Origin of the sequence: Algoriphagus namhaensis, from assembly GCF_042649705.1 — a bacterium.
GTDB lineage: Bacteria > Bacteroidota > Bacteroidia > Cytophagales > Cyclobacteriaceae > Algoriphagus > Algoriphagus namhaensis.
This window is the reverse complement of record NZ_JBHRZS010000007.1, coordinates 140292-163142: the sequence shown is the minus strand read 5'-3', so window position 1 is coordinate 163142 and position 22851 is coordinate 140292. Positions and strand designations below refer to the sequence as shown.

Sequence of the window (22851 nt, the reverse complement as noted above, 5' to 3'; positions counted from 1 at the left end):
GGTCAATGAAGTATCAAGCCATGCCAACCAAGCTCCCGAAGCGTATCCAGACCCCTCGGGAAGAAAAATTTAATGCGCTAACTCACGGCTTCGGACTTTTACTCGCTTTGATAGGAAGCCCCTTTTTACTCGCTAAAGCTTTTGAACGCGGAGATTTCGACTTGAATCTGGCGTCACTTTCCTTTTGCCTTGGGATACTGATGGTTTATGCAAGTTCGACCTTTTATCATCTCGCCAAAGATCGTCAGCTCAAGCAAAAACTTCAAAAGGCTGACCATATTTCTATTTATTTCTTGATTGCCGGTTCCTATTCACCCATGTTGATTTCCGTTTTGCCTCGAGAAAAGGCAATCATTTGGCTGAGCCTTTTGTGGGCATTTGTACTCGTGGGGACAATTTTTAAAGTATTCTTTATCGGAAGATTCAAATTTGTATCCGTAGGACTATACCTCATGATGGGCTGGATCTCGGTCTTTCTTCTCCGGTCCATGTGGCAAAATCTCAGTGGAGAAATTTTAACCTGGATAGCCTTAGGAGGACTCGGGTACACTGCTGGTGTTTATTTTTACGTAAATAGCAATCGATTCTATTTCCATGCGATTTGGCATCTTTTTGTGCTAATGGGCACCCTATCCCATTTCATAGCCATTGCCATGATCGTCAGTGGCTTTTAGTTTTTGTCCAGTCCACACTCTTTAAAAATCACTAAAAGGGGTTTAATCTCAATGATTGAGAATACGCCATTTGCCGTATGTCTTTAAAATATGATTGGTGCTAGGTTTGAAAAACTTTTAAAATCAAACACCATGAAAACGTTAAGATCAAAATTTTGGATTGTACTTTTTGGCGCAATGCTCACGTTCACTGCCTGTGACTCGAGTGGAGATGATGAGCCAGATCAAGTAACTCAAACCAATCCGACGCCCGACATTCCAAGTGATGCGGATGCTGTGTTGGCAGCAATTGAAGTAATTGCAGCTTTACCTCCTGGCACACCAAATATTCCTGGAGTATCTGATATATCATTTGATGTAGCAAATGCCAACTTCTATTCCTCTGGATTGGGTTCCAGCCTAGTAAATGTGGGTACGGTGAGTCTGAATACAAAGCAACTTCAGAACCTATCCGGCAACACCTATATCACTAATCCACAAGACGTGGACTCAGGAATAAACTCTGGACAGAAAAATACTTGGGCAGTAGCGGGAGCAAATGGCTTCGCAGCTTTCAACCATACTACCACCAAAGTAATGCCTCAACAAGTGAAATTTGCAGCAAGTGTAGGCGACACCTTCAGCAAGGGTGGCGAGATTACATTGACAGTTCAGTCTATCCCGGCCAATTCAGATAATATTCTATGGGTTTTGAGCGATGGCTCACGGGTATTGACTAAGGAATCTCGAACTACATCGGTGACCTTCTCAGCTTCAGAGGTCGGTACGCTTAAGGCTACTTCTACCGGTTTGGTACAGGCAGCTGCTTTCAATACAGAAAGTCAGACTTTTGGAGGAAAGAAAGTCTATTTTATCAATGAAACAGTTGACTCGAAAGTGGTTACTATCAATTAATCAGGGTGATTTTTTCAACTTTCAGAACTCCGGGGGGCCTAAGCTCCTCGGATTTTTTGTTTTCAATTAAAAATACCCCTGAGGAAAATGGAACATCGAAAGGAACTTTGAATCATTTCCAAGACTTGGCAAAGAAAAAACCGAGCCTTCCAACCCGGTTTTTTTTATACTTCAAACCTCTAATTTCAGACTTTCTCTACCCAATCTACTCCAGTATCTTTCCAGGCTCTTTCATTGGCTGAATTGATCACTGCCTCGCATACTTTCTGGGTTTCGAAGGCATCCCTAAAGGTAGGATGACAGGACTCACCTGTCTCCAAACTGTGAAAGAAATCCGCGACCTGATGAATGAAAGAATGCTCATATCCAATGGACGTTCCCGGTATCCACCAGCGGCTCATGTAAGGATGATCCCCATCCGTCACGTGAATGGATCTCCAGCCTCGTACAATCCCTTCGTCGCTATGATCAAAATATTCTAGTCGAGTCAAGTCATGCAAATCCCAACGAATGGATGCATGCTCTCCGTTGATCTCTAGCGTATAAAGTGCTTTATGTCCGCGAGCATAGCGCGTAGCCTCAAAAAGCCCTAAAGATCCATTGTCAAAGTGGCAATGAAACACGCAGGCATCGTCAATACCGACTTTTTGCTTTTCGCCAGTATGCTGGTGAACGCGTTCTTTGATAAAAGTCTCAGTCATAGCTGACACGTCTTTGATGCCACCGTTGATCCACATGGCTGTATCTATACAGTGCGCCAAAAGATCTCCTGTCACACCAGAACCCGCAGCCTCCACATCAAGTCTCCACAAGGCATCTCCTCCTTGTGGCAAGTCGGGATTGATAGTCCAATCTTGGAGAAAATTGGCTCGGTAGTGAAAAATCTTACCCAATTTGCCGGAGGCTACAATATTTTTGGCCAAAGTCACTGCTGGAACCCGCCGGTAGTTATACCAAACTGTATTTTTCACGCCTGCTTTCTCCACTGCATGCAACATCTTTTTGGCTTCTGCTACAGTTCGTGCCAAAGGCTTTTCACAAAGAATCATTTTGCCTGCTTCCGCTGCCGCAATGGCAATTTCGGCATGCATATCATTTGGGGTACAAATATCCACAGCGTCAATGTCCTCTCTTGCGATCACCTTTCGCCAGTCTGTTTCATAGGAAGCATAATCCCACTGTTTCATAAATGCCTCAGCTCGCTCAGCTTTGCGGGAGCAACAAGTCTGAAGAACAGGCTGGTATTCATATTCTGGAAAAAAATCAGCTAGGCGCTTGTAGCCGTTAGTGTGGATTCGACCCATCAAACCTGTTCCGATGAGTCCTATTCGTACTTTTTTCTTATCGCTCATATTGTCTATTATTTATGGTTCTAATTCACTTGGACGGTCATCATTTGGCATTTATCATTCATTATTATGAAATGGTTTTAATATCGAATGATGAATTTTGAATGTTAACTGATGAAGTTTTAAGCCCCCCACCCATGTGCGTCCCTTACTTTGATCATGGCTGCGAGTATATCATTCCAAGTTTGTTGATTTTCCATTACCGCATTTGGGAACATACAGCCATCCCAGCAGATATGCTGCATGGCTTTAGTCAGGTTTCCATTTTCATCGCGTAGCCAATAGCCAGCGTCATGGGAAATATCAAGTAAACCGTTTGGATCGGTAGCTTGGCAGTGTCTTCCTGTTTTGTCGTGCGAACCAGAACCAAAAACGCTTCCATCGTTTTGGGCGACGTGAAAATCAATGGTCCAAGGCCGGAGCGCATCGGTCACCGTTTTCAGGGCAGCCTTTACCACCTCCCGGTCGTGTAAATCAGCACCTTCTGGAATAATTCTGTGCTCTGGAGCATTGTAACCTAAAGTGTATAAGAAAGTATGGGACATATCGGCTTGGAACCCAATATTCGGTCGATCCACTGCTTCAAGGGTGTCCACCATATGCTTCCAACTATGCATGGCCCCCCAGCAAATTTCCCCCTCTGCGGCAAGCTTCTCTCCAAACTCTGCGGCTACATCGCAGGCCTCCTTAAATGTGGCCACGATTTGTTTGGTGTTTCCAACAGGGTCCTTCGCCCAATCCCCTACACCAGCTGCCGAATCAATTCTCACCACTCCATAATCCCTCACTCCTAACTCCTTCAGCTTCTGTCCAAATTCGCAGGATTTTCGGACCATTTCCACAAAAATCTTTCGCTGATCTGCGGTACCCATGGCTGATCCTGCCCAAATCGGTGCTACCAAGGAGCCTACTTTGAGATTATATTTTGAAACTTTTTCAGCAAGTTTTTTCGCTTCATCAGGATCATTTAGATCAAAATGTGGTTCCAAAAGCCCAATATCAAGCCCATCGAATTTCACCCCATCCACTTCGGCAGTAGCGGTCATTTCGAGTAGTGAATCAAATGGAATAATAGGTTCTGAGTCTGGGCCTTTCCCGACCAATCCCGGCCAGGTGGCATTGTGTAATTTTGGGTAATTGTTCATGGTTTTGGTTATTAGGTTATTGGTTATGGAATGGTCAAGGGTCCATCGTCAACAGTCCACCATTTCTGAGTTCTGTGGACTGTGATCCGCGGTCTCTTGACAATTATTTTATGACCAAATCAGGATTATCCGGACCAAAATGCTTTAGCATCACAATGGGATCTGTTTTAGAGAGGTTAGTGATTTTTACCCCAGCTTTGGCGGCAGTCTCAGAAACAAAATACTCGTCATGAGTCAATTGTCCAAAGCGGATGAGCGAAGGAGTTTCTATGTCCCACACACCCATAGTCCCATGACCTTGCATCATGATCATTCCATAAGCTGCACTGTCTTTTATGGTGACTGTTTCTCCCGGGAAAACCGTCAGTTCCTTAGCCGAATAGTCATGCGAGCGATAACAAATCCAAGCGTCGTGATAGCCTTTTTCGTGCATTTCATCCTCATCTTCTACGGGTTTTGGTTCCATATAATGATTATCCATCAAGTTGGGATTCACATTTAGATCCCAGTCGATCATCTCCAAAAGCAAATCATAATCCCCAATTCTATCCTTTGGTGTGGCATTCCAAAGCAATTCATCTGGAATGATAGCCTCATTCACCAAAGACTGATACATGGCAAAAATATCTGAGGCCTTCTGTGGCTCATAGGTACAAAGTGACCCGGGCGCGTGCAACATTCCTGGTGGCACATCCCAGCCTGTACCAGGCTGAAGTTTAAATGCCTGGGAATAATTGGTGATTTTATTATCTCCCTTGTTGAAATTTTTGAGACATTCTAGAATGGTTTCTTTGCTTGTCCCCGGAGCGATTCCGAAGAAGGTGTATGGAAAGTCTCCTCCATGATTATTCACTTGAGGTGGAAAATAATAGGCTTCTGGTTTTCCATTTTGACCGGTAAGCTTTCCGTATTCGTCACTCGGGTGAATGTGGTGAGGGAGTGGCCCCATATTATCAAAAAACTTAGAATACATTGGCCAAGATTTGTACTTATCCCAGAGTCTGGACCCTATGATTTTGGCTCCCAATTCATCAATAGCATCTCTCAGCAAGAATAGCTCAGTCACCCCATTTTCTTCAAAAGCAACATGGCTCAAACCTTCGTCCTTACTGGTCAGAGGACCATTCTGAGCTGGGGTCGTGGATGAAAACCAACGCTCGTCTATGCCTCCACGATTTCCACCCAGAGCATAATAGTCATCAGGGTGTAATTTAATTCGGCGACCAGGCACACAAAAGGATCGTGGTACCCAGGTGGGGGTTAGTCTGAGGATTCCTTCTCCTTGCTCGAAGGCTTTTTTTGATAGGCTCATTTTCGTTTATGAATTATTATGTCAGGTTTATTTTAATACTAAAATGGATAGTCAGGAGCCTTAGCTTCTTCGACCATTTTATATTCTTCATTTTACATGTTAAATTCTTTCACTTTTTCCCCCGTCAACACTTCCATTTTCAGCTCGAACTCTCTTTTTTCACCTGGCTGGAGCAAGATCAAGCTTCCATCTTCCTGAGCATTTGCTTGGCCAATGGGTGGATGTGTGGCTGGTTCTAAAGCGGTTACATATTCTCCTTTAGCCATGTGCTGCCAATGGATAAGCCAAGGCAATTGCTTTTTAGAAAATTGGATTTTCAAGGCGATTTTGGCCTCATCATTGGCGTAGCCACAAGTCAACAGCTCGTCTAAATCGGTCTGGGGATCAATAAAAGCGACGTCTTCCCCAAAACCAGCGTGCTCGTCCAGGGGAGGAGGACAAACTTTGAATTGATGTTTCCGATTGAAATCAGAAGTTTTCGCTTCATGCCCTGTAGGCCTTAATTCTCCCTTCCACACAATCCGCGTTCCCTCATCGATCAATGGCCAGCCACAATTGATATGATAAAGCAGCATCAGTGGAGCAGCGGTATTCCCGAGATTTCTAACCGAATCGGAAACATGAATTTCAGGAGAACCCAATCGTCCAGAAATTTTCCGGATAAGTTCCAGACTAGGACCAAACGTACTGGTTTCCATTATTTTACCTACCAACTCAAAGGTCAAATCTCCCGAGAAAATGTCAGGCTGCTTCACACTGATCAATTCAGCCGGCAAATTAGCGTATCGCCCGTGTAGGCCGTGATCCCCATTTGGAGGACCCATAGATGAAAGTCCGCAGGTAGTTAATAATCCGCCAGCGAATGTTTTGAGCCAATTGATTCCTTGGTCAGAAAAAGGTTGATGAGAAGTGATACCGGCATGAGAAATCCAAGCCAGGCTGTTTTCATTGAAAAATGCGTCCACTATGTCCATCCCACGATCCAAAACCACCTTGAATCTCAAACCCGAGCCCGTATTTATCCATGCGATTCGTGTTCCCTTTCCTCCTCCATTATCTACAATCGAAGTTTCGATTCCACCCAATTGATGTGAGTTAGAGATTTTGGACTTCCAGCTGGAAAGATCTTTTGGGTTCATTTTGGGTTTTTAAAGGAAATCAATCTAAAAAAAAGGCCTTTGCAGACTATCCTGCGGTATAAGGGTTGCCGAAAAGCTTCATCAATAAGTTAGAAAAAAAAAGGGAAGCATTTTAAGCTATCCGTCAAAAAGTGTTGACCTATACCTTAATCTTTATCTCGAACCACTTCTTAGATCATCTCCTTTTTTCAAAAGAAGGGCAATGGAAGTACTTCCAGAGAATATTCGTATTGAAGAAAAAGTAGTATTTTGATTTGAAATCTAATTCAACCCTTTCTTTATTCACCACCCAAACCCTTCACCATGAAAAACATATTTTTTTTCGTCCTCACCTTATTGCTTTTCTTCGAAACGACCCAAGCTCAGCAATCACTTGACGCTCAGCTCAACGGCCACAATTTTAGATTTATCGGACCTGAGGGAAATCGTGCTATTGCAGTCATTGCAGAGCGAGATAATCCAGAAGTTGCATACATTGGTGCTGCTTCAGGAGGTCTTTGGAAAACTGACGACATGGGAATCAATTGGCGACCCATTTTTGATGATCAAAACGTGTCCTCGGTCGCTGCGATTGATCTAGCACCATCGGACCCAAAACAAGTCTGGGTTGGAACAGGAGAAACTTTTGTGATCCGACCCGCGCATGCCATGGGCAATGGAATCTATTTTTCACCGGACGGCGGTGAAACATGGGAACATAAAGGATTAGAAAAAACAGGAAGAATCGGCCGAGTCATTGTTCATCCGAAAGATCCTAAAACCGTCTTCGCTGGTGCGCTAGGTCACACGTATGGTCCTCAACAGGAAAGAGGTGTGTATCGAACAAAGGATGGAGGTGATACTTGGGAGCAAGTTCTATTTATCGATGAAGGAACAGGAGTATCGGATTTGGCTATTGATCCATCCAATCCAGACATCATATATGCGGCGATGTGGTCCATTCACATCAATACTTGGGGGCTGAGATCTGGTGGAGAAGGAAGTGGTATTTATAAATCCACCGATGGCGGAGATAGTTGGGAGCCTTTGAATAAATACGGTTTACCCTTTGGCAAGGATCGTCCAGTAGGCAAAACCTCTGTTGATGTTTCTTATAGCAACCCAAACATTATTTATGCTCTATTTGAAGCCGAAAGTCCTGAAGTTTGGCGCTCGGAAGATAAGGGAATGAGTTGGACACTGATGAGTCAGGATCATGACTGGAATGAGAGAGCACCCTATTACACTCGACTAAGAGTGAATACAGGAGATCCTGATGAAATATACTCCATGACCGTTCGATTCACTCATTCTTTGGACGGAGGGAAAACCCGTAATAGCCGTCCGCCACGAGGCGGAGGAGATAATCACGACATCTGGATCAATCCTACTAATCCCGACCATTACATGGTGGCTCATGATGGAGGAGTAAGTATCACTTACAACCATGGGAAATCTTTTCAGCGAGTGGTTCTACCCATTGCGCAGATGTACCATGTAGCAGTGGATGATCAGATTCCCTACAATGTCTTTGGAAACAGGCAAGATGGATGGTCCTACATGGGGCCAAGTAATTCACTCGCCGGCTATATTCCATTGGGACTTTGGAAAGGGGTTGGAGGCTGTGAAAGTGGTTTTGCTAAACCTGACCCAGTTGATAATCATATCATTTGGTCAGGATGCTATGATGGTGGTCTAGATCGTCACGATCTTCGAACCGGTCACTCTCGTGATGTGCGAGTATGGCCAGAAGCTGGGTATGGCTGGGCTCCTGCGGATATGAAGTACCGATGGCATTGGAATTTTCCTTTGAGCCACTCACCACATACCCGAGGAAGAGTCTATGTAGGAAGTCAATTTGTGCACAAAACTGACGACGGTGGGCAAAGCTGGCAAGTGATTTCACCTGATTTGACCTTAAATCTGAAAAGTCACCAGCAAAATTCGGGCGGTGTGGCTATTGATAACCTGATGACCTTTGATGGCTCTACTTTATTTGCGATCGAAGAGTCGAAGTTTGAAGCCGGAGTAATCTGGGTGGGTACCAATGACGGTCAAGTCCAACTCACCAGAAATGGAGGTGAAGACTGGGTAAACTTGACGAAAAACATCCCAAATCTTCCTGAATGGGGTACAATTGCGAATATTGAGCCTTCCCGATATGATAAGGCTACAGCTTACATTACCGTAGACTTACACCAAATGGGTGATTTCGATCCCTACATTTTCAAAACCTCCGACTATGGGCAAACCTGGACTAAAATTTCGAATAGCATACCCAGTTCCGAGTCAAGTTTTGTTCATGTGGTAAAAGAGGACCCCAAAAGACAAGGGATGCTTTATGTAGGTGTAGACAATGGTATCTTCGTCTCACATGATGATGGATCAAGTTGGAATCAACTCAAGCTAAATTTGCCTCCGGCACCTGTTTATTGGCTTGAAATTCAAGAGCGTTTCGATGATTTGGTTGTGGGCACGTATGGCAGAGGATATTACATCTTAGATGATCTCTCAGCAGTTAGAAGCTTAGATCGAAAAAATGATGTTGCCTTTTTCGATATCCGAGATGCTTGGCGATTTAACGATAAAGAAAACATCAAAACAGATGGTCAGAGCTTTAATTCGGGCAGAAACCCTCAATATGGAGCAAGTTTAAATTATTATATCCCTCAGACTCATGAAGGAAAAGCCAGTATAGAAATTAGAGATAGCAATGGTGATCTGGTCAGGACGCTGGACGCGAGAACAAATGAAGGAGCCAACAGAGCTACATGGGATTTACGATATGAGCCCACTTTCCAGCCTAAGTTACGAGTACAGCCTCCTGGAAGACCCTGGGTGCAATTGAACGGAGAAGGCTGGCGTCCACTCGTGCAATGGGACCTTGACTTGATGGCAGGGCAAAATGGTCCACGAGTTGTCCCTGGGCGATATGAAGCTACCTTGGTGCTTTCTGATATGGAGGGAAAAGAAACAACACGAACAAGCGAATATTTCAATGTACTCAAAGATCCAGAAGCAGAGGGTACAATTGATGATATTCAAGCACAGGTAGAGTTTTCTCTTCAACTCAGAGATGCAATGAATCTTGCTGTTAGCAACATCAATACTGTGGAATTGCTGCGAAAAGAACTAGAAGATATTATCGCAGAAGGTGGAGACAAAGTCACTATTCAAGAAGCAGTCAGATTGAAATCTTCAGCCGAGGACATCGCTTCCAAGCTTTATGATATTCAATTAACAGGTGCAAGAGAAGACGCCTTCCGCTCTCCTATTAAACTTTATGGAAGACTTAGTGCTTTGGCATCCGATATCAATTCGAGTGGTATTGATTTCAAACCAACCAATCAGCAGGGTGAGGTTTATGAAATTTTGGACGAACGTCTAAAAGCTGCCGTGAAGCAATTTAACGAACTCATCAATACAGATATCAAGGAATTTAACGAGGCTTTGGAAAAACAGAACAGACGAATCGATCTAGAAAAAACAGGTTTGTAGTAGGTGCTAATGCATCTTTCAATAAATGCTCAAGTCATTTCTCTATCAATTGGTAGAGGGATGACACCCATACCCGAAAAAGTATTCTCTTTCAAAAAAAACTAAACTAGTTATGAATGAAAATGTAATCGTACTTCTGAGATTCAAGAGTCAACCAGATAAGGGTTCTTATGCCGTCTCAGAATTAACAAAGCTTGCCAATCAAGTGAAAGAAGAACCCCACTTTGTCTCTATTAAAATTCACGTTGATCCCAAAGACAGCAGCAACATTTTGCTTTACGAAGAATGGGAGGACGAAAACTATTACAATACCGAGCACATGAATACAGCCTATATCAAGGATTTCCAGGCCAATTCCGTGAATTTCTTGGCAGGACCACCTGATATTACTTTTTGGAAGGTTTCAGATCTCATTAAATAGAAAAAATTTAATTCAAAAGTCTTGAGAGATGGCCTTGACATAAGGCTTATTCACATCTTCTTTAGCATCAAATTCCTATACTCCACCTTCATCGGTGGACCAACATGCACCTGCATTCCGAGTAGCCCAGACATCATTCGATTTTTGGCATCTTCGTCATGAACCTCGCTCATTAGGATACCATTTACATAATGCTTGAGTACATTACCTTTGATGATCAAGTGCATTTCATTCCAGTCTTGCTTTTTGATCTTGGTACCCAGCTCATCACGATCTCCCAACTCAGACTCTAAATTCAGTCCTTTCCAGGCATTTCTCTCCTCGTAGTCGTCAATACTCATGCCATCGGGCTGCGAATTAATTCTAGTTTTTTGGCCTCTGTAGGCCAAAGTAGTCCGTTTCCGTTCCTCGTAATTTTGACCTGTATAAGTGTTTTTCCCATCTATATCTGCTTGATAGCCTCGTAAGGCAAAAGGCACTCCCTCTACACGCTCGCTTCTGTATTGAATTCCAGAATTCCCGTTTTCGGAAATGCGGAATTCAGCTTTCAGTTCAAAGTCTCTCAGTACTTCCTGATAAATCAAAAATGTATTGGCTTCCAGCTTAGTCTCTGGTGTGATTTCACCTACAATCACGCCATCTTTCACAGACCAGTAGGTCGGATCACCTTCCCAACCCTCCAATGTTTTTCCATCAAAAATAGATTTGAAACCATCCTGATTCGGCTCAAAGCTCGGTTTGGCAGTTTGTGTCCCCGATGATGACTCGGGGGCATGGAAATTTTTTAATCCAAAATACCCCAAACCCATTATTAAGGCCACCAGCTCAAGGAGTAAGTACTTACCCAAAATCCCTTTCATTATTTCTGACTTAAAGTATTGTTCTGATATACTTCATGATCGGGGTTTCCTCCAGAAATAAGATAAGCCATCAAATCCTTGAGCTCTTCCTCATTCAGTCGATTGATCATACCTGGAAGCATAATCGAAACTTCGCTGACTTTTGTACTTTTCACATCCGCTTTTGCGACGGTTCGAATGTCATCTGGAGCGAAGGGGTTTTGTGATACATAGTAATTGCTGTCATCTTCATTGGTCAATCTCCCAACCACAGAACCTCCGGCTTTCAATTCCAAAATGGTGGCTTCATATTGCTCTGAGATCTCATCGCTAGGATTGATGGTGGCATTCAAAATATCCTTTGGAGAAAACCGAGTTCCGAGCTGAGTTAAATCCGGACCTATATTACCACCCTCCCCTTGCATAGTATGGCAAGAAAGACAAAGAGTCGCCGCATACATAGCTTTTCCTCGAGCTAAATCACGCCCAGTTAGATTTCCCACAACTGGCAAGGCCTCTTCCACGGTCCAACTTCTACCCGGACCTTCTGGTTGGATATCTGAATTGACAAGATCATTACCACTGCTAGTCAGCATTGCAGCACCAGACAGTTCATTGTATTTATCAAATTCCGACTGTGGCACCTTTGCCAACGCCATTTTTCTAGCTCGATCGATAAAGCCCACATAACTTCTTCCTCCCTTATATTTGAAGGCATCCTGAATCCAAGAGAAATACTCCGTGCGTAACTCATCATTCCAGCCTGTCTTTGCTCCTCCTAAAACCGTGGCCAAATAGGTCTGCTGTGCCGGTGGCACATTGGCAAGCATATTCGCGATATCCAATCCGTATTGAGGATTTCTCATGATCAAATCCGAGGAGGAAGTAAAGGTTTTTTGGTAGTCTGGATCATCTTTGGCATTCTTAAGTAATGCCAATGTTTTTTCAACAGCATTTGGTGCATCGAGATAAACCAGCAACTTGCTTAGCTCCCTATCCAAGTTATTGTTGTTTGCCGGGAAATTTTGATCCAAGTAGGCGATTAATTGAGATTTAACAGCTCCGCTTGGCTCTCCTTGTCTGTATAGGATCAACTCAAATGCTCGAAGCAAATCTTGCTTTTCCTTATCAGTCAATGCAGCATAGTCAATTCCCATCAAGACCTGAAGCATGGGAGTCCCTGAGCCTTTTTCGCTGTGCCGTGACATCGCAATTATAGCCTGTGTAAGCTTCGTAGGATTTTGTTCTTCTAGAGCTTTCAATTTCCATGAATCCATAGGCTGATGTTCTAGTGCGATCCGTGCCGCATATTGAACAAAGCGATCTGGATGATCCAAATTAGCCCAGGCTAATTCTAGCCCCTCCGAACCTCCACCCGCTTTGTGGAACTTCTCAAGTTGACGTCTAAGCTTGTTTTCTTCCGGAAGATCTTCTGCTTTGAGTGTGTTTTTCGTAGTGGAAGTTTCTCCATCATAATACACTCGGTAAAGGTCCGATTCAAGTCTACGTCCTCCAGTCATAAAATACATTGCCCCGTCCGGACCTATAATCCCGTCAGTCAGAGGAAGTGGAGAACCTGAAATAAATTCTTCGGCCTTTGCGTCGTAAGTTGCCCCATTTGGAGTGAGTTCGAAGGCATAAATAATCCCAAAACTCCAGTCAAATGCATAAAGCGCATTTTGATATTTTTCAGGAAAAGCTGCTCCTGTCCCAAACATCACATTAGTTGGCGAACCTTGCCCGATATTTAGAGTCGCAGGAAGATTATCTGGGAAAAGAGGAGACCATTTCTGATTCCCTGTTCTCCAGCCATATTCTGATCCACTAGTCACATGACAGATCCGAGTGGGTCTATACCATGGCATCCCAAAATCCCATTCCATATCCGAATCATAGGTAAAGAGGTCACCAGCTTCATTGAATGCGATATCAAAAGGATTTCTATACCCGGCCGAAATCAACTCAAAATAAGATCCATCTGGGCTAAAATTGGCCACCCAGCCACCTGGAGCCATTCGTGAATTAGCATGGCCTCGAGGATCCTTGATTTCTGGAAAAAGATTATCCTCCTCCCAGACTGGAGGCAGTCGATAAGCATCCATTTCGGGAACATCCACGTGATTTCCAGCCACCATATAGAGCGATTTGCCGTCAGGTGAAAGCTTGATGCTATGCGGCCCATGCTCTCCGGGCTCTCCGCTAAAAAGTTTGATGGTAGTGACCGTTTCGTATTGGTCATCCCCGTCTAAATCTTGAATTCTATAGAGTCCTGTACTTTCTTTGAAGGTCTCATTTCCATTGTGATTCACCATCACATAGATGCTATTGAATGCATAAAGCAAACCCTGTGCATAGCCCATTCCCACTTGAGGTGCTTCTACATTACCAACGATTAGACGCTCTATTTTCGGAGCTAAAGAGTCTGAACCAATCTCAGGGATCTCGAGTCGATAGAGAAATCCATACTGATCCGCTGTGATCAGCCGATTTTTATCATCAAAGGTCATGGCCACCCAACTCCCTTGATCCAAATCACCAGGGCTATAAATATGCTCTGCTTTGAATCCTTCCGGTAGTTTAAGCTTGGCCACCTTAGGGTCAAGTGGCTTTTCTGGACTGTCAGTCGTACAGGAAAACGCTACGAAAATCAACGCAAGTGCTAAGAAGGACTGGAGACTGTACTTTAAAATATGCATAGGGAGAAAATAGTTTTGATCTTGTTAAAATAGAAAATCTATAGTAAAAAGCTTCCAAAGATTCTACCGTCCAAAAAAAATGTACAACAGAATAGAGTGGTTTTGAATGAAATCCTATCTATGAATTGATATGGAAAGAAATAAACTCGATATTTTAAGGAAATCAATCCTGTTCTGTCCCGACAAACACAACAAATCAGGATGCGACAGGATATTTCTCATTTAGAAAACTCGCTTTTTTAAATTATCGCTTAAAAAAATTGACATGAACCCCACCCTTTGGAAAAAGTTAAGCTTACTAATCATCATTGGTCTTGCCTTCGGATGTAGCCAGCCCGAGAAGCTATCCCTTGAAAAAAACACCACCATCGCATTAGTGGGGAATAATCTAGGCTCACGGATGATGCACTATGGGGATTTTGAAACGGAATTGTACACGCGATTTCCTGAACAAGACTTAATCATCCGAAACATGTGTGACCCTGGAGATACGCCTGGATTTAGACCTCGATCTGGCACGAATGACCCTTGGGCCTTCCCTGGAGCGGAGCAGTTTCAAGACGAATACGCCACTCCTTCTGGCAGTCAGGGCTTTTTAGAGAAGCCGGACGAGTGGTTGACCAGACTTGAGGCAGATGTTATAATTGGTTTTTTTGGGTTTAATGAATCCTTTCAAGGAAAAGCTGGACTTGAAAACTTTAAGGCTGAGTTGGATGCATGGGTAAAACACAGTTCTAGACAAAAATACAACGGTGACACGATTCCAAAACTGGCCTTAGTATCTCCAATCGCCATGGAGGATCGCTCTGCTGATCTCGATGTGCCTAGCGGAGACACACAAAATGAATTGCTTCAAGACTACACAGAAGTAATTAAAGAAGTCGCGAAAAACAACAACATCCCATGGGTAGACGCCTTCACCGCAAGTCAGAAATGGTACGAATCAAACGACGAACCGCTAACCATTGACGGATCACAACTGAATGCCAAAGGATATGAGCTTCTTGCCGAACTTTTGGCTGATGAACTTTTTGGAGGAAATCCATCTCCATCTATAGATCGCGCGATGGTGGCAGAAGCGGTAAAAGAGAAAAACTGGCTTTGGCACAATGACTACAAAATCCCAAATGGAGTTCATGTCTTTGGACGGAGATATGACCCTTTTGGACCGGATAATTATCCCTTTGAACTAGAAAAAATCAGACAAATGACAGCCATTCGGGATACTGCAATCTGGATGGCGACTAATGGAGAGAGCATGGATTTGGCTGCTGCAGATGCAAAGACAAGAACTTTACCGGAGGTAGAAACCAACTATAATCCAGAGGCAAATGGATCTTTGGAATATCTTTATGGAGAAGACGCACTAGCGGAAATCAAAACCGCACCAGGCTATAAAATTGAGCTGTTCGCCTCAGAAGCTGAATTTCCAGATTTGGCCAATCCTGTACAACTTTCTTTTGACAACAAGGGAAGACTTTGGGTCGCGACTATGCCCAGCTATCCGCATTACAAGCCAGGAGATCCACGGCCTAAGGATAAACTGATCATTTTGGAAGACACTGACAATGATGGGAAAGCAGATAAGCAAACCACATTCTCTGAAGATTTACATATTCCAGTAGGTTTTGAATTGGCGGCAGAGGGTGTTTATGTTTCTCAGGGAAATGACCTTATCCTTCTCATCGATGAAAATGGGGACGACAAGGCCGACCGCAAGGAAATCCTGCTCAGTGGATTTGATGATCACGATACACATCATGCCATTTCAGCATTTACGACCGATGAATCGGGCGCTATTTATATGGCAGAAGGTGTTTTCTTACACACCAATGTCGAAACTTCGTACGGGCCAGTTCGAGCCACAAATGGCGGATTTTACCGCTATCAGCCTCAAAGACATCAGCTTGAGCGAGTCAATCAAGTGAATATTCCGAATCCTTGGGGAATTGCCTTTGACCGATGGGGACAGAATTTTTATGCTGAAACTTCAGGACCTAATGTCAATTGGATGCTTCCTGGATCGACCTTACCCCGCTATGGAAATGCGAATTATAAAGGTCCAAACCTGATTGAGAAAGCCCAGATGGTACGGCCTACATCAGGCTTGGAGTTTATCTCCAGCAGACACTTTCCGGATGAAGTGCAGGGCGATATGATCATCAATAACACCATTGGTTTCCTCGGCACTAAGCAGCATCAAATGATCGAGGATGAAGTGGGATTTCATAGCAAATGGAGACAAGATTTGGTGTACTCCACAGATAGAAATTTCCGACCTGTGGACATGGAATTCGCTCCGGATGGATCGCTCTATATTGTGGATTGGCACAATATCCTGATTGGGCATATGCAGCACAATGCACGAGATCCACTTAGAGATCATGTGCATGGTCGAATCTACCGAGTGACCTATCCCAGCAGGCCTTTGGTGACGCCAGCTAAAATTGACGGAGCTAGTGTCCCAGAACTTTTGGACAACCTGAAATTACCGGAATATCGTACGCGCTACAGAACACGTCGCGAACTAAGAGGACGAGATCAGCAAGAAGTGGATCAAGCAACCAAAAACTGGCTTGCAGACCTCGATCCCAATGATCCTGACTATGAGCATCATCGCTTGGAAGCCCTTTGGGTCAGTTGGGGAAATAATTTGGTAAACCAAAATCTATTGGCTGAATTGCTAAAATCAGAGGATCACAAAGTTCGAGCTGCTGCTACGAGAGTGGTGAGATACACAGGTCATCAGCTAAATAATCAAACCGAACTCCTCAAGGCGGCTGCCAAAGACCTCAATGGACATGTCAGAATGGAGGCTGTAGTTGCTGCCAGCTGGCTACCCCAGGCTGATGGTTTGGAGGTGCTGCAGGTTGCAGAATCGCAGCCATTGGACGAAACTTGGCTTCGAGGAACCTTTGAAACAGCAGTCGCACACTTAAGCGGCCTATCCGTGACTGAGAAAAAAGAAGAGGATATCAAATCCAATCTCAAAGGATCAGAACGCGAGCTGTATATTCTTGGTAAAGAAATCTATGCTCGAGATGGATTTTGTAGCACCTGCCACCAATCAGATGGAGGAGGGCTTTCCGCCTCACAGTTTCCACCACTTCGAGGTACTCCTTGGGTAACTGGCAGTGCGGAGCGAATGATCAAGATCGTATTAAATGGTCTGATTGGACCTATTACGGTTGGAGACAAAACCTACCCAGGTCAGGTGCCCATGACGCCTTACAAAGGAATGCTAGACGACACGGAGGTGGCTGCCGTGGTCACCTATGTGCGGAATTCTTTCGGCAATGAAGCTTCAGCTGTTACCCCGGAACTTGTGAAGCAAGTTCGGGCCGAAACGGCAAATAAAGAAGGATTTTGGACGGCCAAGGAATTACTGGAAATACATCCTTTGGAAAAATAGACTAGAGCATGTCCAAAATCTTCATCACTGGGAGCTCTGATGGCTTAGGTAAACTAGCAGCTGAAAAGCTAATCACTCAAGGGCACGAGGTCTTTTTGCATGCGAGAAATGAGGCAAGAGCTACCGCCACCCTTGAAAAAATCAGAGGATCCAAAGGAATTTGCATTGCAGATTTAGCTGAAATGGATCAAGTAAAATCCTTGGCAAACCAAGTCAATGAGTTGGGGAAAATGGATACGATTATTCATAATGCCGGAGTATATCATGCAGAAGCTCCTTCCCTTTTTCAAATTAATGTGCTAGCTCCTTACGTCCTTACAGCCTTGATTGAAATGCCTGAGCACTTGATTTATCTTAGTTCTGGGATGCACAAGGGAGGAAAGCCCGTTTTCAAACCTGAATCACTAAACCAATTGACCTATTCAGACTCGAAGCTCATGCTAACCACCTTGATGCGAATCGTGGCGGATAAATTTCCAAATAGTTATGTAAATGCAGTAGATCCAGGCTGGGTGCCCACAAAAATGGGTGGAGCAAATGCCCCAGAAGATTTGGATGCAGGCGCCGAAACTCAGGTTTGGCTAGCGGGCATCGATTCTCCTTCAACCAAAGTCTCTGGGGAGTATTTTAAGCATAAACGAATTCGGCAAAGTCATGAGGTGGTGAAGGATTCTATTTATCAGAAAAACTTGATCCACTTGCTGCAAGATATGTCTGGGATAGTCCTTTAAGATTGGTCGTATAAAAACAGAATTGGCAAAAACATGGATTATATGCTAGCAGAAGGACCAAATTCGTCTCGAAACCCTATTATTTGACAGCGATGTTTTTTAATTAATCGATTTCCTTTCGGCAACTTTCGAGGATCAGGTCTTACAATATTTTTTATTTTGTACTTTCCATTCTATGTCAGAAAATAAGCGATGAATATTTTTTCACATGCGGCCGTTTTTATCTCCATTATTTTAGGTATGGCCATTGTCCATTTACTGGGTGGAGTATCGCTGATTTTAGATGCCCGTGTAAAAACCAAAATCTATCCGATCCACTTGATATGGGTTGCAAATATGCTAATCACTGTTACTTTGGTTTGGCTGAGTAGCTTTGCTTTGGCTCCTTTGAATAACATGAGCACCCTGCACTTTCTCAATCTTATCGCCTATGCCACAGTGACAAATTTGATGTGTGGATTGCTTTTTCCTGTACGGGGCGAGGAAGTGACTGACTTCAAAATTCATTTTTGGGACAACCGTAAAAAGTTTTATCTGCTGGGTATATTTTTTGTCATTGTGGATGCTTTGGATGGAGTTTTCGAGCATTATTATGCAGCAGTCCCATGGGATATTGGACAATATGGCACCCTAGGTGTGTGGCTAGTTTTTTTCATCCTTGGACTGAAAATCAACTCAGAGAGATTTAATTTAATTATTGCCATGATATACGTCGTTGGACTAATTGGTTGGCTGGCAAGTATTGTGGACATCGGAGTTTTGGCTTGGTGAATATTGTGGAAGAATCAATTGAAGTTTTTGAGCATCTAACAATCACTAATAAATATTTTTGAAAGCTATATCTAGAATTCAAATGATCAATAAATTAAGAAGGGGTTTCAAGAGTCTATTTTCGAGTTTAGCTCACTGGGCTAGAGACTACCACGATGAGCAACTCCTAGCGACGGGTGCATTGCTGTCCAAGCAGCAATACCTGATGAATTCATCAAACATTCATGACTATGAGTTCAAGATTTTCAGTCAATTTGGCGACGATGGGATCATTCAGTACTTGATTAAACATGTGGAAATCGAAAATGAAACATTCATTGAGTTTGGTGTTGAGGATTACATGGAGTCAAACACGCGATTCTTATTGCTGAATAACAATTGGTCGGGCTATGTGATGGATGGATCTGCGAATGCTATGAATCGTCTTGGAGGTCAAAGCTGGTATTGGAAACATGCTTTAGAAAAGAAAGCTGCATTTATAGATAAAAACAATATCAATGAACTGCTCTCATATAGTGGCTTCTCAAACCTCGGCCTTCTCCACATCGATCTGGATGGAAATGACTACTATATTCTCGAGACCATTGATTTTGAGCGATACAATCCTTCCATCCTAGTCCTGGAATATAACGCTGTTTTCGGAAAGGAAAGAGCTATTTCCGTTCCGTATGACCCGACTTTTGTTCGAACCAAAAAACACTATAGCAACTTGTACTTTGGTGCATCTTTACCTGCATTAACTCATGAGGCAGAACGAAAAGGCTATAAACTAGTAGCTTGTAATCTAGCAGGCAATAATGCCTATTTTATCCGAGAAGATTTGATGACCGATCGGTTTAAGGCACTTACGGCAAAAGAAGCATTTGTCGAAAGTAAATTCCGAGAAAGTCGGGCTGAAGACCACTCCCTTTCCCTCCTGAGTGGAGAAAAAAGGCTAGAATTGATCAAAGGATTGGAAGTATTCAACGTGATCTCCAAGCAAACGGAAAAGCTCTAATGTTTCTCTGAAATTAATGACAAAAAATAAGATGGGTTTGGAAAGCGATTCAATTAATCGTAATATTGCAATGAACCGATTCATCTTATGGGACTAGCTAAAACTGAAATCTTTACAGACAGCCAAAACCAAATAGCCTTATTTGCTAAAGTTTTTGGGCATCCTGCTCGCGTGGCCATTTTACAGCATCTGTTTGATCTTAACGCCTGCGTTTGTGGGGATTTGGTGAATGAAATCGGACTAGCCCAACCTACCATCTCCCAGCATCTCAAAGAGCTCAAGCAACTTGGACTGATTAAAGGATCCGTGGAAGGTACTAGCGTTTGTTATTGCATCGATCTGGAAAATTGGGCAAAAATGAAAAAAGTCATGAATGACTTTCTGGACCAAGACCTGGCGATAAATAACTGTTGCTAAATCTATTTTCGCCGTATATTCTTCGAAAATATTCCTCTTCAAAATCATAGCGCTCACAATCTTAAAAACCTAGCACATGAAACTATCAGAAATCAAAACCACTCTAAAGGATCTCCAAACTATCGCTTTTGAATTACCAGATGGCACCTTGGTGCCCAAGCATTTCCATGTGACAGAAGTGGGCAAAATCACCAAACATTTCATCGATTGCGGTGGAACGGTAAGAAATGAAGAGGTCGTTAACTTCCAACTTTGGAATGCCGATGATTACGATCATCGCCTTCATCCAAGAAAACTTTTGAAGATCATTGAGCTGTCGGAAAAAGTCCTTGAGATTCCAGATCTGGAGATCGAAGTGGAATACCAAGGAAACTCGATTGAGAAATACGGATTGGATTATGAAGGAAAAAATTTCCTACTCACCAGTAAGCATACCGACTGTCTCGCCAGAGAATCATGCGGCATTCCGCAACAAAAACCAAGAGTGAGACTTTCAAGTCTACAAGCAGAAAACTGTTGCGCTCCAGGATCTGGTTGTTGTTAAGGTGCCCGAAATGATACTTTTCCCAAAACTGGAGGAGACTATACAGCTAGCCATTTCTCAGCCCATTAATGAAGAGAGGAAGGCCGTTTTGCAAACCCTCATAGACTATGTAGCGAGCATACTGAAGCAAGGCCATACCCCTCAATTGAATTTTATTTGTACCCACAATTCTAGAAGGTCACAATTCGCTCAAATCTGGGCTCAAACTGCCGCAGCCTATTTCGGAATACCTTTAAAGGCATTTTCTGGAGGTGTGGAAGTTACTGAGTTTAATTCTAGAGCCGTGGAAACATTGAAGCGACAAGGTTTTCAAATAGCTTCTTTTGGGAGACGAAACCCTAGATATGAAATCAAATTTAACGAAGGAGAAGAACTGATTCTTGCTTTTTCGAAGCTATACGATGATATCGCCAATCCCTCGGAAGCATTTGCTGCTGTGATGACTTGTGCGGACGCGGATGAAAATTGCCCTTTTATCCCAGGTAGCGAAGCAAGAACCCCACTTCGCTATGAGGACCCCAAAGCCTTTGACAATACCCCATTTGAATCTTCAAAATATCAGGAAAGATCTCTACAGATCGCGAGTGAGATGTTTTATGTTTTCGGATGCTTAAGGGAATAAAAGAATAAGCTAATCCCGATTTCGACTGAAAAATAAAGCTTATTGGGGTGAGGACCGAGAGATTAACCCTGCCCTTTTCTCGAACTTTTTTCTCAAAGATTTTAACTGCTTCTTGTAAGCTGGATCAGTAGCAAGATTGTTCATTTCCAATGGGTCCGCTAAAAGGTCATACAGCTCCTCATGACTAGGATCATTGATGTAGCGGAAGTATTTCCATTTCTCAGTACGGATCCCTTCACTTGGCGGAATGATTTTCACCTGCCAAAGATGCTCTGCGATAAAGTCCTTCCTACTGCCAAGATCACTCGAGACCAAACTAAGCCCCTGCATGCTCTTCGGTACGCGAACTCCCGCGAGATCCACTAAAGTAGGCGCTATATCAATATTTAGAGCGAAATCCGAAACAGTGCGTTGCCTTGGATTTCTTGGATCATAGATGATTAATGGCACCCGAAGGGAATTTTCATACATTAGCCATTTTCCGGCCATCTGACGCTCACCCTGAAAATACCCATTGTCGCCCATCACGATAATCACCGTATTATCTGCCAATCTCTTTTCCTCAAGCACCTTCCGGATTCTACCAATCTCCCGATCCACTTCCGAGATCATCCGATAATAGCCCTTCATGCTTTGTTGGTACTTCTCTGGAGTTTCAAATCGCCAGTACCAGCGGGTTCTATTCTCTCCAGTTCGCACATATTCAGGCTGATCAAGAAAATATTTTTCTTCCTTCAAAAGTGGGTCAGGAAAAGTCACTTCAGCATAGAGCGCATCCACATCCTCCGACCAGAAATACTGTTCCTTGGACGGGTCATGTGCATGAGGTGCAGAAAAACTGAGCGAAAGAGCAAAGGGCTGATCACTGGGTTGAGCCTTGATAAATTCTTGCACTTGATAGGAGGTGTATTTGGTCAGATGCACCGTGTCCTCACCTATGGTTTTATAAAAATAGCCACGTCTATCGTCGAATTTACCATTCCGATCGTAGCTATCACCTGTATCAAAAAGATTTCCAAAACCTGGATAATTAATACCAAATTTCCCAAAAAAGGCAGTGTTATACCCCGCTTCGCGAAGTAAAGTCGGATAGGAGCTTTGCGCGAAGCGCTCCTGAAACTCCTGCCCAAAGGTGTATCCATGAGTTCGTTCGTAGAGACCTGTGAGTATACTCGCTCGACTGGCTGCACAAATGGGAGTGGTCACAAAGGCATTTTCGAAATAAACACCCTCCCTCGCCAAGCGATCCATTTCAGGGGTTTGAATAATCTCATTCCCAGCAAAACCCAAAGCATCCCAGCGCTGATCATCCGTGAGTATAAAAATCAGATTGGGCTTTTGCTGAGCTTGCGCAAATGGTATTTGAGCAAGGAGAAAAAAAAGTATTAGGGCTCGAAGGATCATACAAAAT

At 43.5% G+C, this 22851-nt stretch carries 18 protein-coding genes; 11 read left to right on the top strand and 7 right to left on the bottom strand.

Annotated features, from left to right (window positions below; genetic code table 11):
- Positions 1-5 precede the first annotated feature (5 nt).
- Entirely contained in the window at positions 6-674 is a 669-nt protein-coding gene (gene trhA, locus ACFOSV_RS09055; RefSeq protein WP_377905621.1) for a PAQR family membrane homeostasis protein TrhA, read from the top strand.
- 132 nt (positions 675-806) lie between these two features.
- Entirely contained in the window at positions 807-1568 is a 762-nt protein-coding gene (locus ACFOSV_RS09050; RefSeq protein WP_377905619.1) for a hypothetical protein, read from the top strand.
- Between the two features lie 185 nt (positions 1569-1753).
- On the opposite strand, the gene ACFOSV_RS09045 is transcribed toward ACFOSV_RS09050, so the two are convergent.
- The 4 genes from ACFOSV_RS09045 to ACFOSV_RS09030 all read right to left on the bottom strand — a co-directional run bounded on the left by ACFOSV_RS09045 (position 1754) and on the right by ACFOSV_RS09030 (position 6513).
- Positions 1754-2920 (bottom strand): Gfo/Idh/MocA family protein, encoded by a 1167-nt coding sequence (locus tag ACFOSV_RS09045; protein ID WP_377905617.1) that lies wholly within the window; start codon positions 2918-2920, stop codon positions 1754-1756.
- A 119-nt stretch (positions 2921-3039) separates the two neighbouring features.
- On the bottom strand, positions 3040-4062 hold the full coding sequence (locus ACFOSV_RS09040; protein ID WP_377905615.1) for a sugar phosphate isomerase/epimerase family protein: 1023 nt from the start codon (positions 4060-4062) through the stop codon (positions 3040-3042).
- A 103-nt stretch (positions 4063-4165) separates the two neighbouring features.
- Positions 4166-5374, bottom strand: a complete 1209-nt coding sequence (locus ACFOSV_RS09035) for a class I mannose-6-phosphate isomerase (protein WP_377905613.1) — start codon at positions 5372-5374, stop codon at positions 4166-4168.
- A 92-nt stretch (positions 5375-5466) separates the two neighbouring features.
- On the bottom strand, positions 5467-6513 hold the full coding sequence (locus tag ACFOSV_RS09030; RefSeq protein WP_377905611.1) for an aldose 1-epimerase family protein: 1047 nt from the start codon (positions 6511-6513) through the stop codon (positions 5467-5469).
- Between the two features lie 303 nt (positions 6514-6816).
- Between ACFOSV_RS09030 and ACFOSV_RS09025 the strand changes: the two genes are divergently transcribed.
- Complete coding sequence (locus ACFOSV_RS09025) at positions 6817-9990, top strand: WD40/YVTN/BNR-like repeat-containing protein (protein ID WP_377905607.1); 3174 nt, start codon at positions 6817-6819, stop codon at positions 9988-9990.
- Between the two features lie 112 nt (positions 9991-10102).
- The gene (locus tag ACFOSV_RS09020) at positions 10103-10411 is read left to right on the top strand and encodes a putative quinol monooxygenase (RefSeq protein ID WP_377905605.1); all 309 of its coding nucleotides are present in this window, start codon (positions 10103-10105) and stop codon (positions 10409-10411) included.
- Between the two features lie 50 nt (positions 10412-10461).
- Here the strand turns inward: ACFOSV_RS09020 and ACFOSV_RS09015 are convergent, their stop codons facing one another.
- Both ACFOSV_RS09015 and ACFOSV_RS09010 read right to left on the bottom strand, forming a co-directional pair.
- Entirely contained in the window at positions 10462-11271 is an 810-nt protein-coding gene (locus tag ACFOSV_RS09015; protein ID WP_377905603.1) for a 3-keto-disaccharide hydrolase, read from the bottom strand.
- Positions 11271-13946: a c-type cytochrome gene (locus ACFOSV_RS09010; protein WP_377905601.1), complete on the bottom strand. Its 2676-nt coding sequence runs from the start codon at positions 13944-13946 to the stop codon at positions 11271-11273. Before ACFOSV_RS09010 ends, ACFOSV_RS09015 begins: the two co-directional genes overlap by 1 nt.
- Positions 13947-14211: 265 nt before the next feature.
- Here ACFOSV_RS09010 and ACFOSV_RS09005 point away from each other — a divergent pair, with 265 nt between their 5' ends.
- From ACFOSV_RS09005 to ACFOSV_RS08975, 7 genes are all read left to right on the top strand, one after another.
- The gene (locus ACFOSV_RS09005) at positions 14212-17358 is read left to right on the top strand and encodes a PVC-type heme-binding CxxCH protein (RefSeq protein ID WP_377905599.1); all 3147 of its coding nucleotides are present in this window, start codon (positions 14212-14214) and stop codon (positions 17356-17358) included.
- A gap of 8 nt (positions 17359-17366) precedes the next feature.
- Complete coding sequence (locus tag ACFOSV_RS09000) at positions 17367-18089, top strand: SDR family NAD(P)-dependent oxidoreductase (RefSeq protein WP_377905597.1); 723 nt, start codon at positions 17367-17369, stop codon at positions 18087-18089.
- 192 nt (positions 18090-18281) lie between these two features.
- A complete protein-coding gene (locus ACFOSV_RS08995; protein ID WP_377905595.1) occupies positions 18282-18860 on the top strand; it encodes a hypothetical protein in 579 nt (192 codons plus the stop codon).
- An 82-nt stretch (positions 18861-18942) separates the two neighbouring features.
- Positions 18943-19857, top strand: coding sequence for a hypothetical protein (locus ACFOSV_RS08990; RefSeq protein WP_377905593.1), 915 nt, complete (start codon positions 18943-18945; stop codon positions 19855-19857).
- A gap of 87 nt (positions 19858-19944) precedes the next feature.
- On the top strand, positions 19945-20274 hold the full coding sequence (locus tag ACFOSV_RS08985; protein WP_377905591.1) for an ArsR/SmtB family transcription factor: 330 nt from the start codon (positions 19945-19947) through the stop codon (positions 20272-20274).
- Positions 20275-20350: 76 nt separating this feature from the next.
- A complete protein-coding gene (locus tag ACFOSV_RS08980; protein ID WP_377905589.1) occupies positions 20351-20818 on the top strand; it encodes a DUF6428 family protein in 468 nt (155 codons plus the stop codon).
- 10 nt (positions 20819-20828) lie between these two features.
- The gene (locus ACFOSV_RS08975; RefSeq protein ID WP_377905587.1) at positions 20829-21440 is read left to right on the top strand and encodes a protein-tyrosine-phosphatase; all 612 of its coding nucleotides are present in this window, start codon (positions 20829-20831) and stop codon (positions 21438-21440) included.
- 39 nt (positions 21441-21479) lie between these two features.
- On the opposite strand, the gene ACFOSV_RS08970 is transcribed toward ACFOSV_RS08975, so the two are convergent.
- Positions 21480-22844 (bottom strand): sulfatase family protein, encoded by a 1365-nt coding sequence (locus ACFOSV_RS08970; protein ID WP_377905585.1) that lies wholly within the window; start codon positions 22842-22844, stop codon positions 21480-21482.
- Between the last annotated feature and the right edge of the window lie 7 nt (positions 22845-22851).